The organism is Pseudarthrobacter lactosi (assembly GCF_055412785.1).
In genome coordinates this window covers 244,308-261,817 of the sequence record NZ_JBVAYS010000002.1, presented here as the reverse complement: position 1 = coordinate 261,817, position 17,510 = coordinate 244,308, and the positions used below count along the sequence as shown (strand labels likewise).

At 59.7% G+C, this 17,510-nt stretch carries 11 protein-coding genes and 1 pseudogene; 4 read left to right on the top strand and 8 right to left on the bottom strand.

From position 1 onward, the window contains the following. The first annotated feature begins 158 nt into the window (after positions 1–158). From ACZY0Q_RS11135 to ACZY0Q_RS11125, 3 genes are all read left to right on the top strand, one after another. Positions 159–3,236, top strand: coding sequence for a type I restriction endonuclease subunit R (locus tag ACZY0Q_RS11135; RefSeq protein ID WP_463916762.1), 3,078 nt, complete (start codon positions 159–161; stop codon positions 3,234–3,236). A 204-nt stretch (positions 3,237–3,440) separates the two neighbouring features. Beyond that, the gene (locus ACZY0Q_RS11130; protein ID WP_463916759.1) at positions 3,441–4,697 is read left to right on the top strand and encodes a GmrSD restriction endonuclease domain-containing protein; all 1,257 of its coding nucleotides are present in this window, start codon (positions 3,441–3,443) and stop codon (positions 4,695–4,697) included. Between the two features lie 116 nt (positions 4,698–4,813). Beyond that, positions 4,814–5,368 (top strand): hypothetical protein, encoded by a 555-nt coding sequence (locus tag ACZY0Q_RS11125; protein ID WP_463916756.1) that lies wholly within the window; start codon positions 4,814–4,816, stop codon positions 5,366–5,368. Between the two features lie 30 nt (positions 5,369–5,398). Here the strand turns inward: ACZY0Q_RS11125 and ACZY0Q_RS11120 are convergent, their stop codons facing one another. The 6 genes and pseudogenes from ACZY0Q_RS11120 to ACZY0Q_RS11095 form a co-directional block, all read right to left on the bottom strand. Further along, positions 5,399–8,518: a DEAD/DEAH box helicase gene (locus ACZY0Q_RS11120; protein ID WP_463917560.1), complete on the bottom strand. Its 3,120-nt coding sequence runs from the start codon at positions 8,516–8,518 to the stop codon at positions 5,399–5,401. A 398-nt stretch (positions 8,519–8,916) separates the two neighbouring features. After that, positions 8,917–10,566, bottom strand: a complete 1,650-nt coding sequence (locus tag ACZY0Q_RS11115) for an ATP-dependent nuclease (RefSeq protein WP_463917559.1) — start codon at positions 10,564–10,566, stop codon at positions 8,917–8,919. Positions 10,567–10,578: 12 nt separating this feature from the next. Further along, positions 10,579–10,725 (bottom strand): annotated as a pseudogene (locus ACZY0Q_RS11110) (AAA family ATPase); the annotation flags it as partial. Between the two features lie 338 nt (positions 10,726–11,063). Beyond that, positions 11,064–11,699, bottom strand: coding sequence for a nitrilase-related carbon-nitrogen hydrolase (locus ACZY0Q_RS11105; protein ID WP_463916753.1), 636 nt, complete (start codon positions 11,697–11,699; stop codon positions 11,064–11,066). Positions 11,700–11,895: 196 nt separating this feature from the next. Continuing rightward, complete coding sequence (locus tag ACZY0Q_RS11100) at positions 11,896–12,912, bottom strand: APC family permease (RefSeq protein WP_463916751.1); 1,017 nt, start codon at positions 12,910–12,912, stop codon at positions 11,896–11,898. A gap of 56 nt (positions 12,913–12,968) precedes the next feature. Continuing rightward, positions 12,969–13,961, bottom strand: coding sequence for a hypothetical protein (locus tag ACZY0Q_RS11095; RefSeq protein WP_463916749.1), 993 nt, complete (start codon positions 13,959–13,961; stop codon positions 12,969–12,971). Positions 13,962–14,273: 312 nt separating this feature from the next. Between ACZY0Q_RS11095 and ACZY0Q_RS11090 the strand changes: the two genes are divergently transcribed. Continuing rightward, positions 14,274–14,567: a hypothetical protein gene (locus tag ACZY0Q_RS11090; RefSeq protein WP_463916747.1), complete on the top strand. Its 294-nt coding sequence runs from the start codon at positions 14,274–14,276 to the stop codon at positions 14,565–14,567. Positions 14,568–14,853: 286 nt separating this feature from the next. Here ACZY0Q_RS11090 and ACZY0Q_RS11085 read toward each other — a convergent pair whose 3' ends face one another. Together ACZY0Q_RS11085 and hisC are read right to left on the bottom strand one after the other, a co-directional pair. Next, positions 14,854–16,266, bottom strand: coding sequence for an amino acid permease (locus tag ACZY0Q_RS11085; protein ID WP_463916744.1), 1,413 nt, complete (start codon positions 16,264–16,266; stop codon positions 14,854–14,856). A 54-nt stretch (positions 16,267–16,320) separates the two neighbouring features. Then, the gene (gene hisC / locus ACZY0Q_RS11080) at positions 16,321–17,418 is read right to left on the bottom strand and encodes a histidinol-phosphate transaminase (protein WP_463916742.1); all 1,098 of its coding nucleotides are present in this window, start codon (positions 17,416–17,418) and stop codon (positions 16,321–16,323) included. Positions 17,419–17,510 lie beyond the last annotated feature (92 nt).

Genomic DNA, 17,510 nt, shown 5'->3' with positions numbered 1-17,510 from the left:
GGAACGGTTCGTCCTAAAGCAGGATTACCTCTTCGCTGGACCGGGACAGGCCGTGGACCTGATTAACGGCGGTCATGTTCGGGAATCACTGAAACTGTGGCGGGACGCAAACGGAACATCACTGCACGACCTTCAGACCATCGAGTAGGGGACTCATTTTGGCGCAGCACAATGAAGTGACATTCGAGGAAGAGATCTGCCAAGCGCTCTCGGCAGAGGGCTGGACCTTTGAGCCGCACCGGAAGGCCGGGGATCTGTACGACGCCACCCGTGCCCTCGTCCCCGAGGATGTCTTCGCCTGGCTGGCGGACACCCAGCCGGAGCAGCTAGCCAAAGTCCTGAAGCCGAGGGACTCCCCCGCAGAGCACGAGGTCGCCAAAAGGCTACTGCTGGACCGGCTCTGCAAGGTCCTGGACAAGCCAGCGGCCAAGGAAGCGGGCATGCTGTCCGTGCTGCGCACCGGGTTCAAGGACGTCGCAGCCAAGTTTGAGATGTGCCAGTTCAAGCCGGCCATGGGCCTGAACCCCGAAACGCTGGAACGCTACGGGAAGGTCCGCCTGCGCGTGATCCGCCAGGTCCACTACTCCACGGTCGACACCAAGAAGAGCATCGACCTGGTCCTATTCGTCAACGGCCTGCCGGTGGCGACCATCGAGCTCAAGACCGACTTCACGCAGAACATCAATGACGCTGTCGAGCAGTACCGCAAAGACCGGCTGCCCCGCAACGGCAAGAACAAGGACGAGCCGCTGCTGTCCTTCGGCCGCCGCGCCCTGGTGCACTTTGCCGTCAGCAATGACGAGATCCAGATGACCACCGAGCTCAAGGGCAAGGACACCTACTTCCTGCCCTTCAACCTCGGCGACAACGGCCGCGCCGGCAACCCGGTCAACCCCAAGGGGTCGGCCACCAGCTACCTCTGGGAACAGGTCCTGCAGCGCGACTCCTGGCTGAACATCATCGGCAAGTTCCTGCACCTGCAGATCAGCGACAAGACGAACCCTGTGACGGGCGAGCGTGAGGTCCGCAAGTCCCTGTTGTTCCCCCGCTACCACCAGTGGGACGTGGTCAACCGGCTCATCGAGACCGCCCGCGCCGAGGGTCCGGGCCACCGCTACCTGGTCCAGCACTCTGCCGGCTCCGGCAAGACCAACTCCATCGCATGGACCGCGCACCAGCTCAGCTCCCTACACGGTGCCGGCAACGAAAAGATCTTCGACTCCGTCATTGTCGTGACCGACCGGACCGTGCTGGATGCCCAGTTGCAGGACGCGATCTACCAGATCGAGCACAAGTCCGGCGTCGTGGTTCCCATCCGCGGCAATGCCGGCTCCAAGTCCGCCGAACTCACCGCGGCTCTTGTTGCCCGCACCCCGATCATCATCGTCACGATCCAGACCTTCCCCTTCGCCCTGAAGGCCATCGCCGAATCCCAGGCCCTGAAAGGACGGAACTTCGCCATCATCGCTGACGAGGCCCACTCCTCACAGACCGGGTCCACGGCGAACAAGCTGAAGAAGGTCCTCTCCGCCGAGGAACTGGCGGATATCAACGACGGCGGCGAGTTCGACGTCGAAAGCTACCTGGCGGCCGAGATGGCCGAACGGGCGGATGCCAAGAACATCAGCTACTTCGCCTTCACGGCCACGCCCAAGGCCAAGACCCTGGAGCTGTTCGGCCGCACGGGTCCGGACGGGCTGCCGCAGCCGTTCCACCTGTACTCCATGCAGCAGGCCATCGAGGAGCGCTTCATCCTGGACGTGCTGCAGAACTACACCAGCTACAAGGTGGCCTACCGGCTCACCCACGGGGGCCGGGATTACGACTCGGACGACACGCAGGTGGAGAAGTCCGAGGCGCTGAAGTCGCTAATGAACTGGGTGAAGCTGCACCCATACAACATCAGCCAGAAGGTCCAGGTGATCGTGGAGCACTTCCGCGCGAACGTCGCCTGGCGCCTCGACGGCAAGGCCAAGGCAATGGTGGTCACCGGCTCTCGCAAGGAAGCGGTCCGGTACAAGCTCGCGATCGACAAGTACATCCACGACGCCGGCTACTCCGGCCTGGGCACCATGGTCGCCTTCTCCGGCGAAGTGAACGACGACGAGTCCGGACCCGAGGCCTTCACCGAGGTCAATATGAATCCCCGGCTGAAAGGCCGGACGATTCCGGAAGCATTCTCCACGGACGAGTACAAGATCATGCTGGTGGCCAACAAGTTCCAGACCGGATTCGACCAGCCCCTGCTCGTCGCCATGTACGTGGACAAGAAGCTCTCCGGCGTCTCGGCAGTGCAGACGCTGTCCCGGCTGAACCGCACCGCAGTGGGCAAGGACCAGACCTTCGTGCTGGACTTCGTCAACGATCCGGACGAGATCCTGACAGCTTTCCAGCCATACTTCCGCGAGGCCGCACTGGAAAGCGTCTCCGATCCGAACGTGGTGCACGACCTCCAGACCAAGCTCGACGCCGCGCAAATCTACCTCGAGTCCGAGGTGGACGGTCTGGTCAAGTCCTATGTCCTGGAGGCAGGCAACAACGCGCTCTCTGGTTGGGTGGCGCCGGCCAAGTCTCGCTTCAATACCCGGTACAACGCCGCGGTTGCTGGGGGCGCCAAGACTGCCCAGGACGAGCTGGACCTGTTCCGGAAGGACCTCGGCTCGTTTGTCCGCGCCTACGACTTCCTCTCCCAGATCGTCGACTTCGCCGACACGGACCTGGAGAAGCGCTCGATCTACTACAAGCACCTCCTGCCGGTTCTCCGCGTGAACGACGCGAAGGTGGCGCTGGACCTCTCGGGAGTGGTGCTGGCGAAGTACGCGCTCAAGGACAAAGGTCAGGCCCAGCTGCAGCTCTCGGGTGAGGATGCGCTGCTGAAGCCACCCACCGACATCGGCACCGGGCAAGCAAAGGACCCTGTCCTAGCGACGTGGGAGGAGGTCATCCAGCAGGCCAACCTGCCGTTTGAGGGCGAGGAGCTCGACGCGGTGGCACACTTCGTGGAGGGCGTGCGGCGTGAGTTGGTGAAAAACGAGACGCTCCAGAAGCAGGCGCAGAACAACTCCCGGAGTCACTTCGGCAGCAGTCCGCACCTGGCGGCAGCCGTCACCGATGCAGTCTCGAATTCGATGGACAGCCACTACAACCTGAGCCTCCAGGCGCTGGGAGACAAGACAAAAATGCATGCCCTGCTCAAGGTGTTGAGTGAGCTGGTTTACGAGGAGTTGCAGCTATGAGCGTCCGAGAAGACTGAATGCTGGAGCCGACCCGCTTAAGCCGATTGTTTCAGGCGATTCGTTTCCGGCCGGTCCTGATGGGAGCGAATCACACACTTATGGGACGAGATTACTGGTCCCAAAAGCATCGTGGGCTAAGTGCTATGACGCCCGCCAGAGAAATGTCACGGTACGATGGATAAAATTTAGAGTGAGGGTGGACAAGTGGCTGATGACTCAACGGACAACGTTGAACTAGTCGTAGAATCGGATGACGAATTCGAAGACTCCTATTCGGATCCCGGTTCACTGAAGTCGCAAGATGTATTGGGAACGGTCATATATCCTCTAGATTGGACTGTTGGAACTATTGTCGATCAGATCGATGCGGATCCCGATGATCCTGAGTCGACAGGAATCCTAGTAACCGATCCTCCTTTTCAGAGACGCACAGCTTGGAATGACGCCCGGCAAAGTCTTTTCATCGAATCACTCATGCTTGGCCTCCCGATCCCTCCGCTAGTGCTGGCGGAAAGCGTAACGAATCCTGGGCAGTTCTATGTGTTGGATGGGAAGCAGCGTCTAACGGCTCTTCGTCGCTTTCTGTTAGATGATAGACCACTCAAGCTTTCGGGCCTCGAATTACTTGAAACTGAGATCAAAGGGCTCACATACTCCGAAATTAGATCCAGTTCGACCTTGAAGAAATATGCACAGGCCCTCTATTCACAGCCAATACGGACAATAGTAGTAAGAAATTGGAGGACACCAGCTCTCCTGCATCTGATATTTTCTCGGCTCAATAAGGCCGCTGTCCCCTTGGCATCCCATGAGCTACGGCAGTCCCTTTATCCTGGGAAATTTACCAATTTTGTCAACCGTGAGAGTGCCCGGCCTTCTGGAGTTCTCCGAGCTCGTCGCCTCACTGAGCCAGATTTTCGGCTTCGCGATGCTGAAACTCTTCTTCGTTACATAGGAATCCGGACAAACCGGGCAAATTACGGTGGGGATCTGAGACAATTTTTGGACCGAGTACTCAAAGGGGGAAACGATCATTTTGATGATATCGAGAATGAGTTAGCTGCCATGGCTGACGACTTAGACCTTGCAGTGGGCACGACATTTGACATATTTGATAAGGTCGCGTTCCTTCGATATGATTCGGCGCGATTGAAATACATGCCGAGGTTTAACATGGCAGTCTTCGATGCAATGACTTGGTACTTTTCAGATCCAGCGATCGCGAACCTTGCTGTGAAGCGAAGGAATGATGTACGGCTTGCTTTTGAGCAGCTTTGTCGTGACAATGGCGATTTCGCGTCATATCTGACTTCCACGACCAAGACGCCTGGGGCCCTAAATGGCAGGATTGAGCTATGGGGCGCCGCTTTATCTGATGCCCTAGGCGTAGATATAGCCTTCGGGCAAACCGAGAAGTCTTTCCTACCAATAGCCGCAAAGCGCCAAGCTGTTCGCAAATAGTCATGATCGAGTTAGATGCACATTTAAAGCCTCCGAGGCACCGTTCGCGCCGATTCCAGCAGCTACGTGGCCGGCTCGATTCTATCGCCAAGGGCTTGAATCTATTGCCCGTACCGGTGACGCAGGAGGATGTTGATAGGATTCACTCCTTTAGGCTTCTCGCTCATGCTGAAATACAGGCATACCTTGAGGAGATAGCCGAAACTATCCTTGCAGTATCGGAGGAGACGCTGCAGCGGCACGAATTGACTCACGCCGCTCACCATTTAATAGTTTTTGAAGCAGTTCTGAAACTTTCTCAGAAGAGAAATGCAAGTCAGGCCAGCTATCCCCTATTTTCCCGGTCGTCGGCCATCCAGCTTTCCACAAGTGCGTTCACAGCCGCGGTCCGTAATCACCGAGGCCGAATTAAGTCCAATAATGGAGTTAAAGCCGCCGATCTCCGCACTCTGCTCGGGCCCCTCGGTTACAGGGACAGCTGGTTTTTGCCTGGTTTTCTAGATCAGATGGACCTTTTTGGAGTCCGAAGGGGCGAGGTTGCTCATAGGTCTGGTGTCATTGGTGCTGCTGTACTGCCGACCGGCTCGGCTGAAATGACATTGATAAATGCAGTGATGCCTGGTCTCAAGGATCTCGACAGATATAGTTCAAGACTTCTAATGCCAATCTAGATAGCGTGCCTTGGTTCTCCGCAGGAGACCCTACTGCGCCACAGCAGCAGCTGTCGCGTAGACATCAGCAGGCATCGGCCGGTGCAGTTTCCAGGTGATCGCAATGGGCTTCTCTCCGCTGTGCTGCACGTAGTCCACCTGTCCGAGACACTTGTATGGAACAGTTAGACCTGTCTCGTCCTCAGACGTATCGCGCGTAAAGAGCAGAATCTGCGAACCGTGTCCTGCACGGTCCAGATAGCGACTTCCAGTCGGGCTGCCCGATGACGTTGCGTTCTGCGATTCCCAGTGGAACAGCTCCGGGCTGATGGCGTAGTCCTTGTACATGGTTGTCGCCGAGTGCTTCCTGTCGTCCTTGTTCAATGTTACGAAGAAGGCATCGGTGGACGTCACCGGACACCAGGCTACGCCTTCGCGGTGCTGCACGTTCTTTCGAAGCTCCAACGACCCATACTGGAGCGCCGCCAGGATTTCCTCCCGCCGATAAGTCGCATGGGAAAGCAGCGGCACGTGTTGCAGCCCCGATCCGAGACCCTTCGCAGCATGCTTAGACGCGGCCACCCCAAGTTTCACGAGCTGCCGAATCTCGCTGCACACAAACTGGTAGCCGCGCAGGTAGTCCAGGCCGGCGTCGTACGTCTGAAAACCGCCGCCATCGTCCCACAAGGTGTAGAACAGCATGCGGGCGAATGTTTGCTCACGCATTCCAAGCTCCGCGTAGCGGGGTGTATCGGGGCGGACCAGCCTAGAGTAGGCCTCGGCACGTTCAGGATCGTCCACATGGATGAGCGCAGCCATGCGGCCCAAGAGCTTCTTCTCATCGGCATCCGAGAGCTCCTGGATCCTCCCGCTGAGGGCTGCCTCCAACGCCGAGAACCCTTCGATCAGACCCGCCTGTCGAAGGTAACCGGTCCAGGAATCCCTGGTCGAACGGTAGATCGACTTCACGTCGTTCCCGGACCGCTCCAGGTAGGCCTCTAGCTCGGTCTCCGCATACGAAGCAATGTCTCTGACGAGTTGAGCCCGGTTGAATCGGAGCTGTGCCTTGATGTTGTCCAGCACCACCTTCTGCGCCACCCGGTCAAGCACGATCTGGGAGCCCGACGGCAAGTACGGGAACTCGTCCTCGACAGCCTTCTTCAGCTCCATGCGCCCGTAGCCGGTCAGCGCCCGGTACCGAAGATCGAAGCGGAATTCACGGTGCTGCTGGCCGATGAAGTCCATAACCGTCAGGACCGCCTTGCCCTCGGCTCGTCGCAGCCCGCGCCCCAGCTGCTGAAGGAAGATCGTGGCACTCTGCGTAGGACGGAGCAGCAGGATGGTGTCCACCTGTGGGAGGTCCAGGCCTTCGTTGAAAAGGTCGACGGCGAAGATGCAGTTAATCTCCCGCCGGCGGAGGCGCTCCAGCGCGGCTGCGCGGTCAGCGTCGTTGGTGCTGCTCTCGACAGCGACGGAGGTAATGCCGGCGCGGTTGAACACCTCGGCCATATAGTGGGCGTGCTGAACCGAGACGCAGAAGCCGATGGCACGCATCTCGTCAGTGCTGGTGACCTTGTCACGGAGTTCGCGGATCACCTTGGCAGCGCGGGCGTCGTTGCCGGTGTAGAGGTTGCTGAGTTGCGTGGTGTCGTAGTTGCCGCGCTTCCATTCCAGCTGGCTCAGGTCAACGTCGTCCGAGACGCCGAAGTAGTGGAAAGGCACCAGCAGGTCAGCGTCCAGGGCGTCCCAAAGCCTGAGCTCACTGGCGGTGCGCCCGTTGAAGAACTGCTTGGCGACGTCGACCCCGTCGCCGCGCTCCGGCGTCGCAGTGAGTCCGAGAAGTTGCTGCGGCTTCAGGTGTTCCATCAGACGCCGGTAGGTTGGCGCCATAGCGTGGTGGAATTCATCTATGACGACGACGTCGAAGAAGTCCGGTTCCAGCTGTTCGATGCCTAGTGAGGACAGCGACTGGACGGAGGCGAAGATATGCTTCCACGCCTTCGGCTTGTGGTCCCCCACATAGAGTTCGCCGAAAGCACCGTCCTGCATGACGTCACGATAGGCACGCATCGCTTGCTTGAGGATTTCCTGCCGGTGCGCGACAAAGAGTAGCTTCAGATCGCGGCCAGCGGCTTCGCAGAGGCGCTTGTAGTCCAGGGCCGCGATGACGGTCTTCCCGGTTCCGGTGGCCGCGACCAGGAGATTGTGGTTGAAGCCCTTGAGGCGCTCCGCTTCAAGCTCTTCTAGCATCTCCTCCTGGTGGAGGTACGGCTGTACTTCGAGGCCGGTGGCTGCGTCCGGTGCTGCGGTGCGCCGGCCGCCGTTGCGTTCGAGTGCGGCCTCCAGCTTTTCGCCGTCTCGTTCCGGGTCGTAGCTTTGGAAGGCGCGCTGCTCCCAGTAGCTGTCGAAGGTGACCTCGAACTTCTGCAGCAGCGTGGGCGTGCCGACTGAGCTGAGCCTGACGTTCCATTCCAGACCATCCAGCAGCGCAGCCTGGCTGAGGTTGGAGCTCCCGACGTACGCCGTGTCGAAGCCGGAGTTGCGGCGGAACAGCCAGGCCTTTGCGTGGAGGCGAGTGGCCTGAGTTTCGTAATTGATCTTCACCTCGGCGCCGTAGCGGTTGACGAGCTCGTCGATGGCGCGCCGTTCCGTGGCGCCCATGTAGGTAGTGGTGAGGACTCTCAGGCGGGCTCCCCGCTCCTTGAGCTCCTCGAGGGCCGGCTGCAGAAGCCTGAGGCCGGTCCACCGGACGAAGGCGCATAGGAGGTCAACAGTGTTTGCCGACTCGATCTCGGCGCGGAGGTCCGCGGCGAGATTCGGCTCGTCCTTGCTGTTGGTCAGGAGTGCTGAGTCGCTGAGCTTCGTGGTTGGACGGCGCAGCTGGCGGCGCTTGAGGGCGTCCGGGCGATGGAGTGACTGAAGCTGGGAAGGGACATCACTGATTAGGTCGTCGTAGCGAAGCTCCTGAAGAAGCCGATTTGCCAAAGCGACTCTGTCAGTTGGCTTCGCTCCAGCGAGAACCTTCCGAACAGCGTCTGCCACATGACGGGAGAGGATATCCGGAGAGTCTTCGTCGTCGATTAACCCAAAGTTTGGTTCCAGCTCGGGAACTTTAGACAGGCTTGCCGTCAGCCATTCGGTATTAAGCAATTCATACAGACCTTCGGGCAATTGTTCAGTTGCCGGCCCCCCATCGAATGTGTTCACTGGGTAAGGCTAATTGGTAGAATGCAAAAAACCAATATCTCCGGTTGTCCCCAGGCTGCGCTTGGGGCACCACAATAAACGCATCAGTGAACGCAGTCGTCGACTATTGGGGCACTCGTCACCGCCGACAAAAACTACCGAGTCACCACTACCTGAGCCATCCAAATCAGGGCACGAACCTCTGTTCGTTGGGCACATTATATTCTATCGATGACCAAGGAATCAAATGACCAATAAATTACAATCCAAAAGTATCGCGAGGTTCAGGTTCGAGACGGTCTTCTGTTCCTTATAGATTCTCTTGCTTCGGATTCGCGGATGACAGCGACAGGATATTACTCATGAACACCCCCACACAACTACTAGCGGATAACCGCGTTGACGAGATTCTCAAGACGCTTGATTTCCTGCACCTTCGGTTTTCTAGCAATGACCGACTTAACAAAGCCAGTTGAATTACGGAACTCAGTAGCAGTAGACACAAACTCTCCGATAAGCCACTTGCCTCTCACCAACTTCCATGCGTCAGCATCCTTATCAGACCAAATTTGATCCGCCTTGTTCCATTCGTCATCGATATCGGCGGCCGCAATTCTTGGAGCCCGCTCTATAACACCCTTTAATTCGTCAAGGATTCCGGGTCTGCGTGGGCTAGGCCAACTTATGCTGGCACGATCTCGCAGCGCACGCATAGCAATCTCGGCTATCGACTGTTCCTTGTGCTTTTGAAGCAACCGCTGAAGAAGGCTTTTAACGTCTTCAAGTTCGCGATAGCTCGGCTTGAAAAAGCGACCATCGATCGCTGTCTGCAAGAAATTGTCATCGCTTAGAAGTACGCCTTCTATATCGGCTGAATTCCAAACATGACATCTCGAAGCAATGTTAGCAGCAGGCTCTTCTGCCTTGATGTCCGCATCAACGACCCCAATGATTGGTATGTCATAGCTGCTCAGGGATTCAAGAGTCCTGAGGACAAGGTTTCTGCCGTTAGCTGGGCGGATCGCCGCTCCGCCGAGCAGCGGAATGAGTTGCGGAAGTATCTCCGCGTCGAAGTCTCCTTCCGTAACCAGGAGCAGATCGGACTGCGACAAGGCACTTGCCTTAAAACCAGCATCTCTATAAAGCCGAAGCCGTTGCTCTTCATTCTCAAGAAACGACGGTGGCGAATCATGACTCAACTTGATGATGGCACCGGGTTCTACTGCATCTAGTATGGAAGGGCTATGCGTCGCAACAATCATCTGACCGCTTGATCCCATTCCTGGCGCCAGAGCATCTAAAAGTTTCGCACTTAGGCTGGGGTGCAGATACGCATCGGGTTCATCTATTGCAACGAGTGAATGGTCTTCCCCTGCTCGAAATACACGGCTCATAATGACCAACGCTTGTCGTTCACCACTCGAAAGTGCGTGCACTGGATGAAATCCCCCATCTGGAAGTCCGATACGAAGTTCTTCGGGGTGCTGCCTCGTTAGGGGAAGGAGGACCTTAGGATGCAAGAGCACGTCAACCGAACGTTTGAAGGCATCCCACTTCGACTGCGCGTCTGCCTGTCCCGTATCTAATGCATCTTCACTGGGCAGGCTTCCAGCGACACAAAGGGCACGTGCGTAGGATTGGAATTCGTTATCGTCGAGTATTCCCGAAACGGCCTGGGACCGACCTTGGCTTGTACTGCTCGCGCTTTGAGCGTCTGCAAGTTGGGCAAGATCGATAGTTCCACCGCCATGAGCGTTGAGCCGTCGTTCTGCTGGAAGGTAAATCAGGTCCATAGTTGGACACGAATTCAGAAAACTGGCATCTCTGAGACTCTCAGTAAGTGCAAGGGAATATGGCTCAGCAGTTAAATTCGTCGCGCTCTGATTCTTGCTGATGACGATGGTCGTTTCGCTTGCCGGGCGATCCGCAGGCCAACTTCTTTGAGTGGCATACTTCACCACAGCATCGAGTTCCGGTTCCGTGAGTGACACCGACAGCCTAATCTCCGCAGGAGTTTCCTGGTCCTTCGGCATTGGCACTCCTAGGGTCCAAGGCGCGAGTATGCAGGCTAAGAGTTTCGATTTACCGGTGCCGTTTGGACCAGCTATCGCCGTCAGGACGGAAGACGGAAGGTCTAGGGTGCAATCAGGCAGACCCCCAATATTCTTCACTTCTATGCGCCGAATTCTCATGTGATGACAATATACGACGAAGCTGACGCAGAATGTGACACCATCGTTCGTCAGCCCACCCTGGCAACGGCCACCTGGCTATACGATGAAAATGCCCGCACCGATGGCGCTTCCGAGGCCCATCATCGTGAACTGGCGGGGTTTGACGGGAGGGACGCTGGAGCTGTTCTTGCAGCCTCTGCCATGATTAGGGCGATGGGCACCGGATCTTTGCGCTAACGGGCAGGAAGGTCACGAAAGCGCAGCCTCAATGCAGGGCTCGGCAACGCCCGGATTGCTTGCAACCCTTCCTGATCCGTGTCACCTGTCCGGCTCAATCTCGGTCGACTACTTTGCTCTTACACCCGCCGCTGCCGGAACATCGGAAACGACTCCCGCACCCGGTCCACGGTCTCCACCGAAACCTCCACTGTCCGGATGACAGCTTCCAGCCCGAGGTCAGCCTCAACCACCCCCATCGGATCGACCAGAACACTGCGCCCCACCGACACCGGCGGCGCCTGGCACACCCCTGCCACGTACACGCTGTTCTCGATCGCCCGCGCGGCGTTCAGCGCCAGCCACTGTTCTGTCTTGTGCTCGCCCGGCACCCAGGACGAGCAGACCAGCAAAACCTGCGCGCCGGCGTCGGACAGTGACCTGGCCAGTTCCGGGAACCGCAGGTCGTAGCAGGTCATCAGGCCGAAGCGTACTCCCCCGCAATCGAACACCACGGGGCTGGTCGACGGCCCGGGCTTGATGAACGTCGATTCCCCGAAACCCTCCGCGTCGAACAGGTGGATCTTCCGGTAGAAGGCCAGCCGGACGCCGTCGGGCCCGAAGGCCACCAGGGTGTTGTACGCCTTGCCCGGCTCCTCCGAGGTCTCCACCACGCCCGCCACCAGCGCGATGCGGTGGCGGCAGGCGGTATTGGCGAGCTCCCGGCAGACGGGACCTTCCAGCGGCTCGGCCACCTCGGGGAACGTCACATCCACGATCTTCTTCTCGTAGGTGGCGTACTCCGGGAAGGGCGACCAGCGCGGCGCCGTCGCGCGCTGCCTCGGCGGCGAACCGGTCGATCGCGGCGAGGTTGGCCTGGATGTCGGTTCCCGACTCCAGCTGCCCCAGCGCTATCCGCACGGTTGCTCCTTCCCTTACGTCCAAACGGCAGCCCGGGTGAAAACGCCAAGCTCAGGCGGCGGCCTCAACCGTGGCCTTCTCAGTAGCCGTCATCTCCGGCGGCGCCGCCTTAAAGCCACGCGTAATCAGCGCCAGGACCACAATGCCCAGCACGAGCCAGGACACTCCCAGCGTAATGGCGTTGCTGTCCAACTGTGAGAGCAGGTAGGCGCAGACGATGGCTCCCACCACCGGGACCACCACGTAGGAAACGGGGTTCAGCTGGTGCCCGGCACGGCGCTGGCGCACGTAGTGGAACACCACCGAGGCATTGACGAGGGTGAAGGCGGTGAAGGCACCGAAGTTGATGAACGAGGTGGAGGTGGCCACGTCAAGGAAGATCGCGATCAGGCCGACGATGCCGGTGACGATCAGGTTCACCACCGGCGTGTGGAACTTCACGCTGAGCCGGCCGAAGACCGCCCTGGGCAGAACGGAGTCACGGCCCATGGCGTACAGCAGGCGCGAGGCGCTGGCCTGCGCCGCGAGGCCGGACGCGAACTGTGCCACCACCAGGCCGGCAAGGAAGACCGCGCCGAACAGCTGCCCGCCGGGGTGGACCAGCTGGGTCACATAGGACACCGTCACGAAGATGCCGCCGCCGATCAGGGCGATGAGCATGATGGCGCGCGGCATGTTCTTGCACGGTTCGATGGTCTCCTCGGTAAGGGTGGTGACGGCGTCGAACCCCAGGAACGAGTAGACGGCGATGGCCGCGCCCGCGGAGATGGTCGCGAAGCTGGCGGTGTCATCGACGAACGGCTGGCTGCTCACCAGTCCCCCGGCGCCGGAGGTGGACACCACGGTGCCGATGGACAGCGCCACAAAGAACACGACGACCAGCAGCTGGAACGCCATCAGCACGTAGTTGGCCTTGTCCGCCACCTTGATGCCCAGGATGTTCAGCAGTGTAGTGATGACGATGAAACCCACAATCCAGAGCCCGATGGGGATTCCCGGGAACTGCGCGCTCAGGTACGAGCCGCATGCACAATGCAGGTCCCAGGCATCCCCCGACCCATGGTTCACGCAGGTGCAGATTGCTGGAGACCAACCGCCCTCCACCGCAGTTAGGAAGTCATGAGCTACTGGGGGAAGAGGTGCCTTTGAGCAGCTATTCTCGATGCAATCTCAACGTAACGGCAGAGGGTCACGCAGCATGAAAGGGGCGCAAAAAGTGAAATAGTCTGCGCAACCAGATCGAAGTACGGGATTGAGAGCCGCCTGTCGTTGACGATCACAGCTTTCTCTAAGTCATGATGAGCAGACGCATGTCCAATGTCATTGCGCAGATTGTTGTCGAGGTGATCGAAGCAACGTTTCATTCCCGGAAGGCCCCGGATCACGTGCAGCTTGTCGGCGTTACGGAGGTGGTGAAACTGCTTGAGCGAAGTTACTTTATATAGTTTCTTATCGCCTGGCCTCGTGTATATCACGCCTTCGAAATTCCATGGATCCCCGTTTACGGCGCAGTTTCGCATCAGTAAAACAGGCCAAACGGTAGCGCAGCATGCCTCGAAGGTCCGATGGTAAGCGTCCCGGAGGGACATGAATTCGTCCTGGAATAGCGTGAAGTCATCCCAAATCGACTGATTGGTATCGGCCGCATTACGCAGATAGCCCGAGCTCCACGCAGGGGCACAGGAGGCTAGCGTCTTCGTCGCGCTGACTAACCCGCGTACAAGCGGGCCCGCAGGGTTCTGCGCTGCTGCTTCTTGGAGTGCTTCTATATAACCCTCATGCTTGAGGGCGGTGACGTGCCACTTGTTAACCTGCTCAATTGCTAAGAGTGCGCCTTCGGGGTCAGAGGCTCCAGCCAGGTAGGTCGTCATCCAACCCTGCCATATTTGAAACACCTGACTATGAAGGAGCGGCAACGCGGAATCAGCGGGTACATCGATGTCCGCATGATCCTTCAGAAACTTTGCGGTCTGCACGTAGTTACCAGACTCGTAGTACTCCAGCAACCACCCAATCTGAGGTATGAGGGCGTTGGCATCGCGTATCTCACGGCCTAACTCAAGGAGCGAACGCATCCGTTCCCGAGATCCAGCCAGCAGGTCGACGGTAAAGATCATCCCGCTCCCCGGGTCGCCCAGGTCCTTAGCTGAAGGCGACGACGGAAAGAACGGGTTCACGGTGACAACTGGGGCGTCTCCTTGCTCATCGCTGCGCTTACCTTCCAACTCCAGTCGGAAGTCCCCCGGGCCCCGCCCTTGCATGGAGCCACGGACAGGGAGTTTGCAGGCGGGGCAAGGTATATAGAAGCGCAGTAGTTCTGTCGAGTCGATAGTTACCCGGACGACAACAGCTTTACCGCACCCGGGGCAGGTCGTCTGCTGGCGAAAGATCATGCAATCTCCTCAAGTAGGCACCCGAGGAAATTATCCATGCTTTCCGCTGGCGCAGATACTGAGTTTTCTGGCACAGATCATGGCTCGTGGGAGCGCAGGTACTTAGCCCGCTTACTGCATGGTAGCGTCAGGAATATGATCTTCAAATACACGTTTATGAGCGGCCCTAATCACGGCGAAGAATTCCTTTCCCAGGTGAAAGTCCTTTCTATCACTTTGGATGGCGGGCAGTACGTGCCAGGCGGTGACGTACACATCGAAGATAGTGCTGCGGAGGAACCGCACATCAATGACGATATCAAGTTGCTTGAGTGGAAACCGGGAAACTAAGTCTCTTAGCACGAGAAGGCGGGCATCTCACGTAGAGGTGGACGCTGAAGCTATAAAGAAGTTAACAGTCGCTGCTGGGGCTAGTGCCGTGTCAGCGGTAATCACTAATTGGCAGATCCCGGAGACGAAGCAGTCGCCGTGCCGAACGCAATTGGCTCTTAACCACCGGTAGCTCAGTTGATGGCTCTGGAAGCCGTGAACGTACGTGAGGACTGCGAGAGGGCGCCCGGTCAGCCCGGGCGCCCTTCGTGTGCCCTGCACTTGCTAGTGGTGCAGAGCACCTGATTCAGTCGACAAGCACCGGCTGCTTGGTCTCGTCCGAAGCTTCAACAACCGGCAACACCTTCCCCGAACGGTGGTGGAGCCAGTTCGCCACCGCCAGCAGCGCAACGAGGGCGAACGTGCTCAGGAGCTGGGGACGGGAAGCCTCGCCGATGAATCCCACAGTGAAGATCGCCACGAGGATGACCAGGCCAAAGCACGTGAGCCACGGGAAGCCAGGCATCCGCAGGGGAAGATCCGTCCCCTCGCGGTCGGCGCGGAGCCGCAGCGCGAGTTGGGCAAGGAGAGCGGACGTCCACACCAGCAGGCAGGTCGAGCCCACGATGTTGAGCAGGACGGGCAGGACCTTCTCGGGGAAAGCCAGCTCCAGCACCACCGTGACAACGCCGAAAGCGACGCTGGCCAGGACTGCGACAACCGGGACCCGTGCCTTGGACACGGAAGCAAGCAGGCGTGGTGCTTCACCCCGCTCGGCGAGGGAGTACGCCATCCGCGAGGCGCCGTAGAGGTTGGCGTTGAGGGCGGAGAGGAGTGCTGCCACGGCTACCAGGGTGATGGCGGTGGCCGCCCCGGGCATGCCGGCGGCCTCCAACACGGCGGCGAACGGGCTCTTCAGCCCCGCCGAACCCACGGGAACCACAGCCGCGATAATGAAGATCGCACCGATGTAGAAGATTAGGATGCGCCACAGCACCGTCCGGACTGCTGTCTTCACGCTGCGGGCCGGCTCCGCGGTCTCGGCTGCCGCCACGGACACGATTTCGGTGCCGCCGAATGCGAACGCCACTACGAAGAGTGCCGTGGCGATCCCGGCGAAGCCGTCGGGCGCGAATCCGTCTCCGGTGAAGTTGGCCAGGCCCGGTGACTGCACGCCCGGCAGCCAGCCGAAGAGCAGGGCAGCGCCCACCAGGAGGAACCCGACGATTGCCGCCACCTTGAGCAGCGCGAACCAGAACTCAAACTCGCCGAAGTTCTTCACGCTGGTGAGGTTCACAGCCGTGAGCACCACGATGAACACGAAAGCCATCAGCCACACCGGCAGGGCCGGGAAGATGGTGGCCAGCAGGCCTGCCGCACCCAGCGCTTCCGCGGCGATGACCACCACGAGCTGCAGCCACCAGAGCCAGCCCACCGTGGCACCGGCCACCGGCCCGTAAGCCTTGGCGGTATAGACGGAGAAGGCACCGCTGTCCGGATTGGCGGCGGCCATCTCGCCGAGGGCCCACATCACCAGGATGATGAGGGTGCCGGCCACGAGGTAGGAGATCAGCACGGCCGGCCCTGCAGCCTGGATGCCGGCGCCGGAGCCGATGAAGAGGCCCGCGCCGATGGCGCTTCCAAGCCCCATCATGGTGAGCTGGCGGGGTTTGAGTGCGGCGCCCAGTGCGCGGCCAGACGTCATTGTCTGTTGTTCCATGGGGAGTCCTCTGGTTGTAGGTGGAACGGATGGGGTTTCAGGTCAGTCGGTTTTTCAGGCTGCGTGGGCTTCCAGGAGCCGAAGCACGCGATCGTTGGAGGCGGGGTCGGCCACGGTGATCCGCACGCCGTCGCCCTGGTACGCCCGGACCAGGATGCCCGCACGGTCGAACGCGTCCACCAGCCTGGCCCGGAGGCTCTCATCTGCGCGGATCCACAGGAAATTGCCCTGGCTCGCGTGCAGTTTCCAGCCCTGGGCTTCCAGCTGCGCGGCCATCCGTGCGCGCTCCTGCCTGACCTCGGCGACCCGCGCTTCCATCTCCTCCCCCGCGTCCAGCGATGCGACGGCCGCCTTCTGGGCCAGCGCGCTCACGGAGAAGGGAAGGGCTGTCCGGCGCAGTCCCTCAGCGATGCCCGGCGCCGCCACGGCGTATCCCACACGCAGGCCGGCGAGCCCGTACGCCTTCGAGAAGGTGCGCAGGATGCAGACGTTCGCGTACCGGCGGTAGAGCGCCAGGGAATCTGGACCGCTGCCCGCCTCGGCGTACTCCACATAGGCCTCGTCGATCACCACGAGGACGTCGGAGCGGACGGATTGCAGGAAGGCCTCGATGCGGTCGTGACTGATCGGCACACCGGTCGGATTGTTGGGGGTGCAGAGCAGGATGACCTTCGTCCGGTCGGTGACGGCCGCGGCCATCGCGTCGAGGTCGTGACCCTCAGCATCGTCCAGCGGGATGCGGACCGGCCGGGCGCCTGCCAGCTCAATCAGAATAGGATAGGCCTCGAAGGAGCGCCACGCGAAGATCACGTCATCCCCGGCGTCGCACAGTCCGGTGATGATCTGCTGGAGGACGCCCACACTGCCGGGCCCCACCGCAATCTCCCCGGCGGTGACACCCAGGTGACAGGCGAGCCGCTCGCGGAGTTCGACGGCGGCACTGTCCGGGTAGCGGTTCATGGTGCCGGCGGCTTCGGCCACCGCAGCGGCGGCAGCGGGCAGTGGTTCGTAGTGGCTTTCGTTGCTGGCGAGGGCCGCGGTGTCCGTGCCGGCGCTGCGCCGGCCCGGGACGTAGGGCGGGAGGCCGGCCACAGCGCCACGAAGGGTGGGGAGCGCGGTGTCCGGTGCGGTCAGGAGCTGATCACGGGTCATGAGGAACGATCATGTTGTGACCCGGCCCACAATGCAAGATACGCTCAACCCATTGGGACTTCTGCTCAACTTCTACTGTCTGTGGTGAAAAT

Bases quoted from the DNA above. Each gene is read 5' to 3' on its own strand.
- ACZY0Q_RS11095 (WP_463916749.1), bottom strand. From the start codon at position 13,961: ATGATCTTTACCGTCGACCTGCTGGCTGGATCTCGGGAACGGATGCGT.
- hisC (WP_463916742.1), bottom strand. From the start codon at position 17,418: ATGACCCGTGATCAGCTCCTGACCGCACCGGACACCGCGCTCCCCACC.
- ACZY0Q_RS11115 (WP_463917559.1), bottom strand. From the start codon at position 10,566: ATGCCGAAGGACCAGGAAACTCCTGCGGAGATTAGGCTGTCGGTGTCA.
- ACZY0Q_RS11090 (WP_463916747.1), top strand. From the start codon at position 14,274: ATGCTTTCCGCTGGCGCAGATACTGAGTTTTCTGGCACAGATCATGGC.
- ACZY0Q_RS11085 (WP_463916744.1), bottom strand. From the start codon at position 16,266: ATGGAACAACAGACAATGACGTCTGGCCGCGCACTGGGCGCCGCACTC.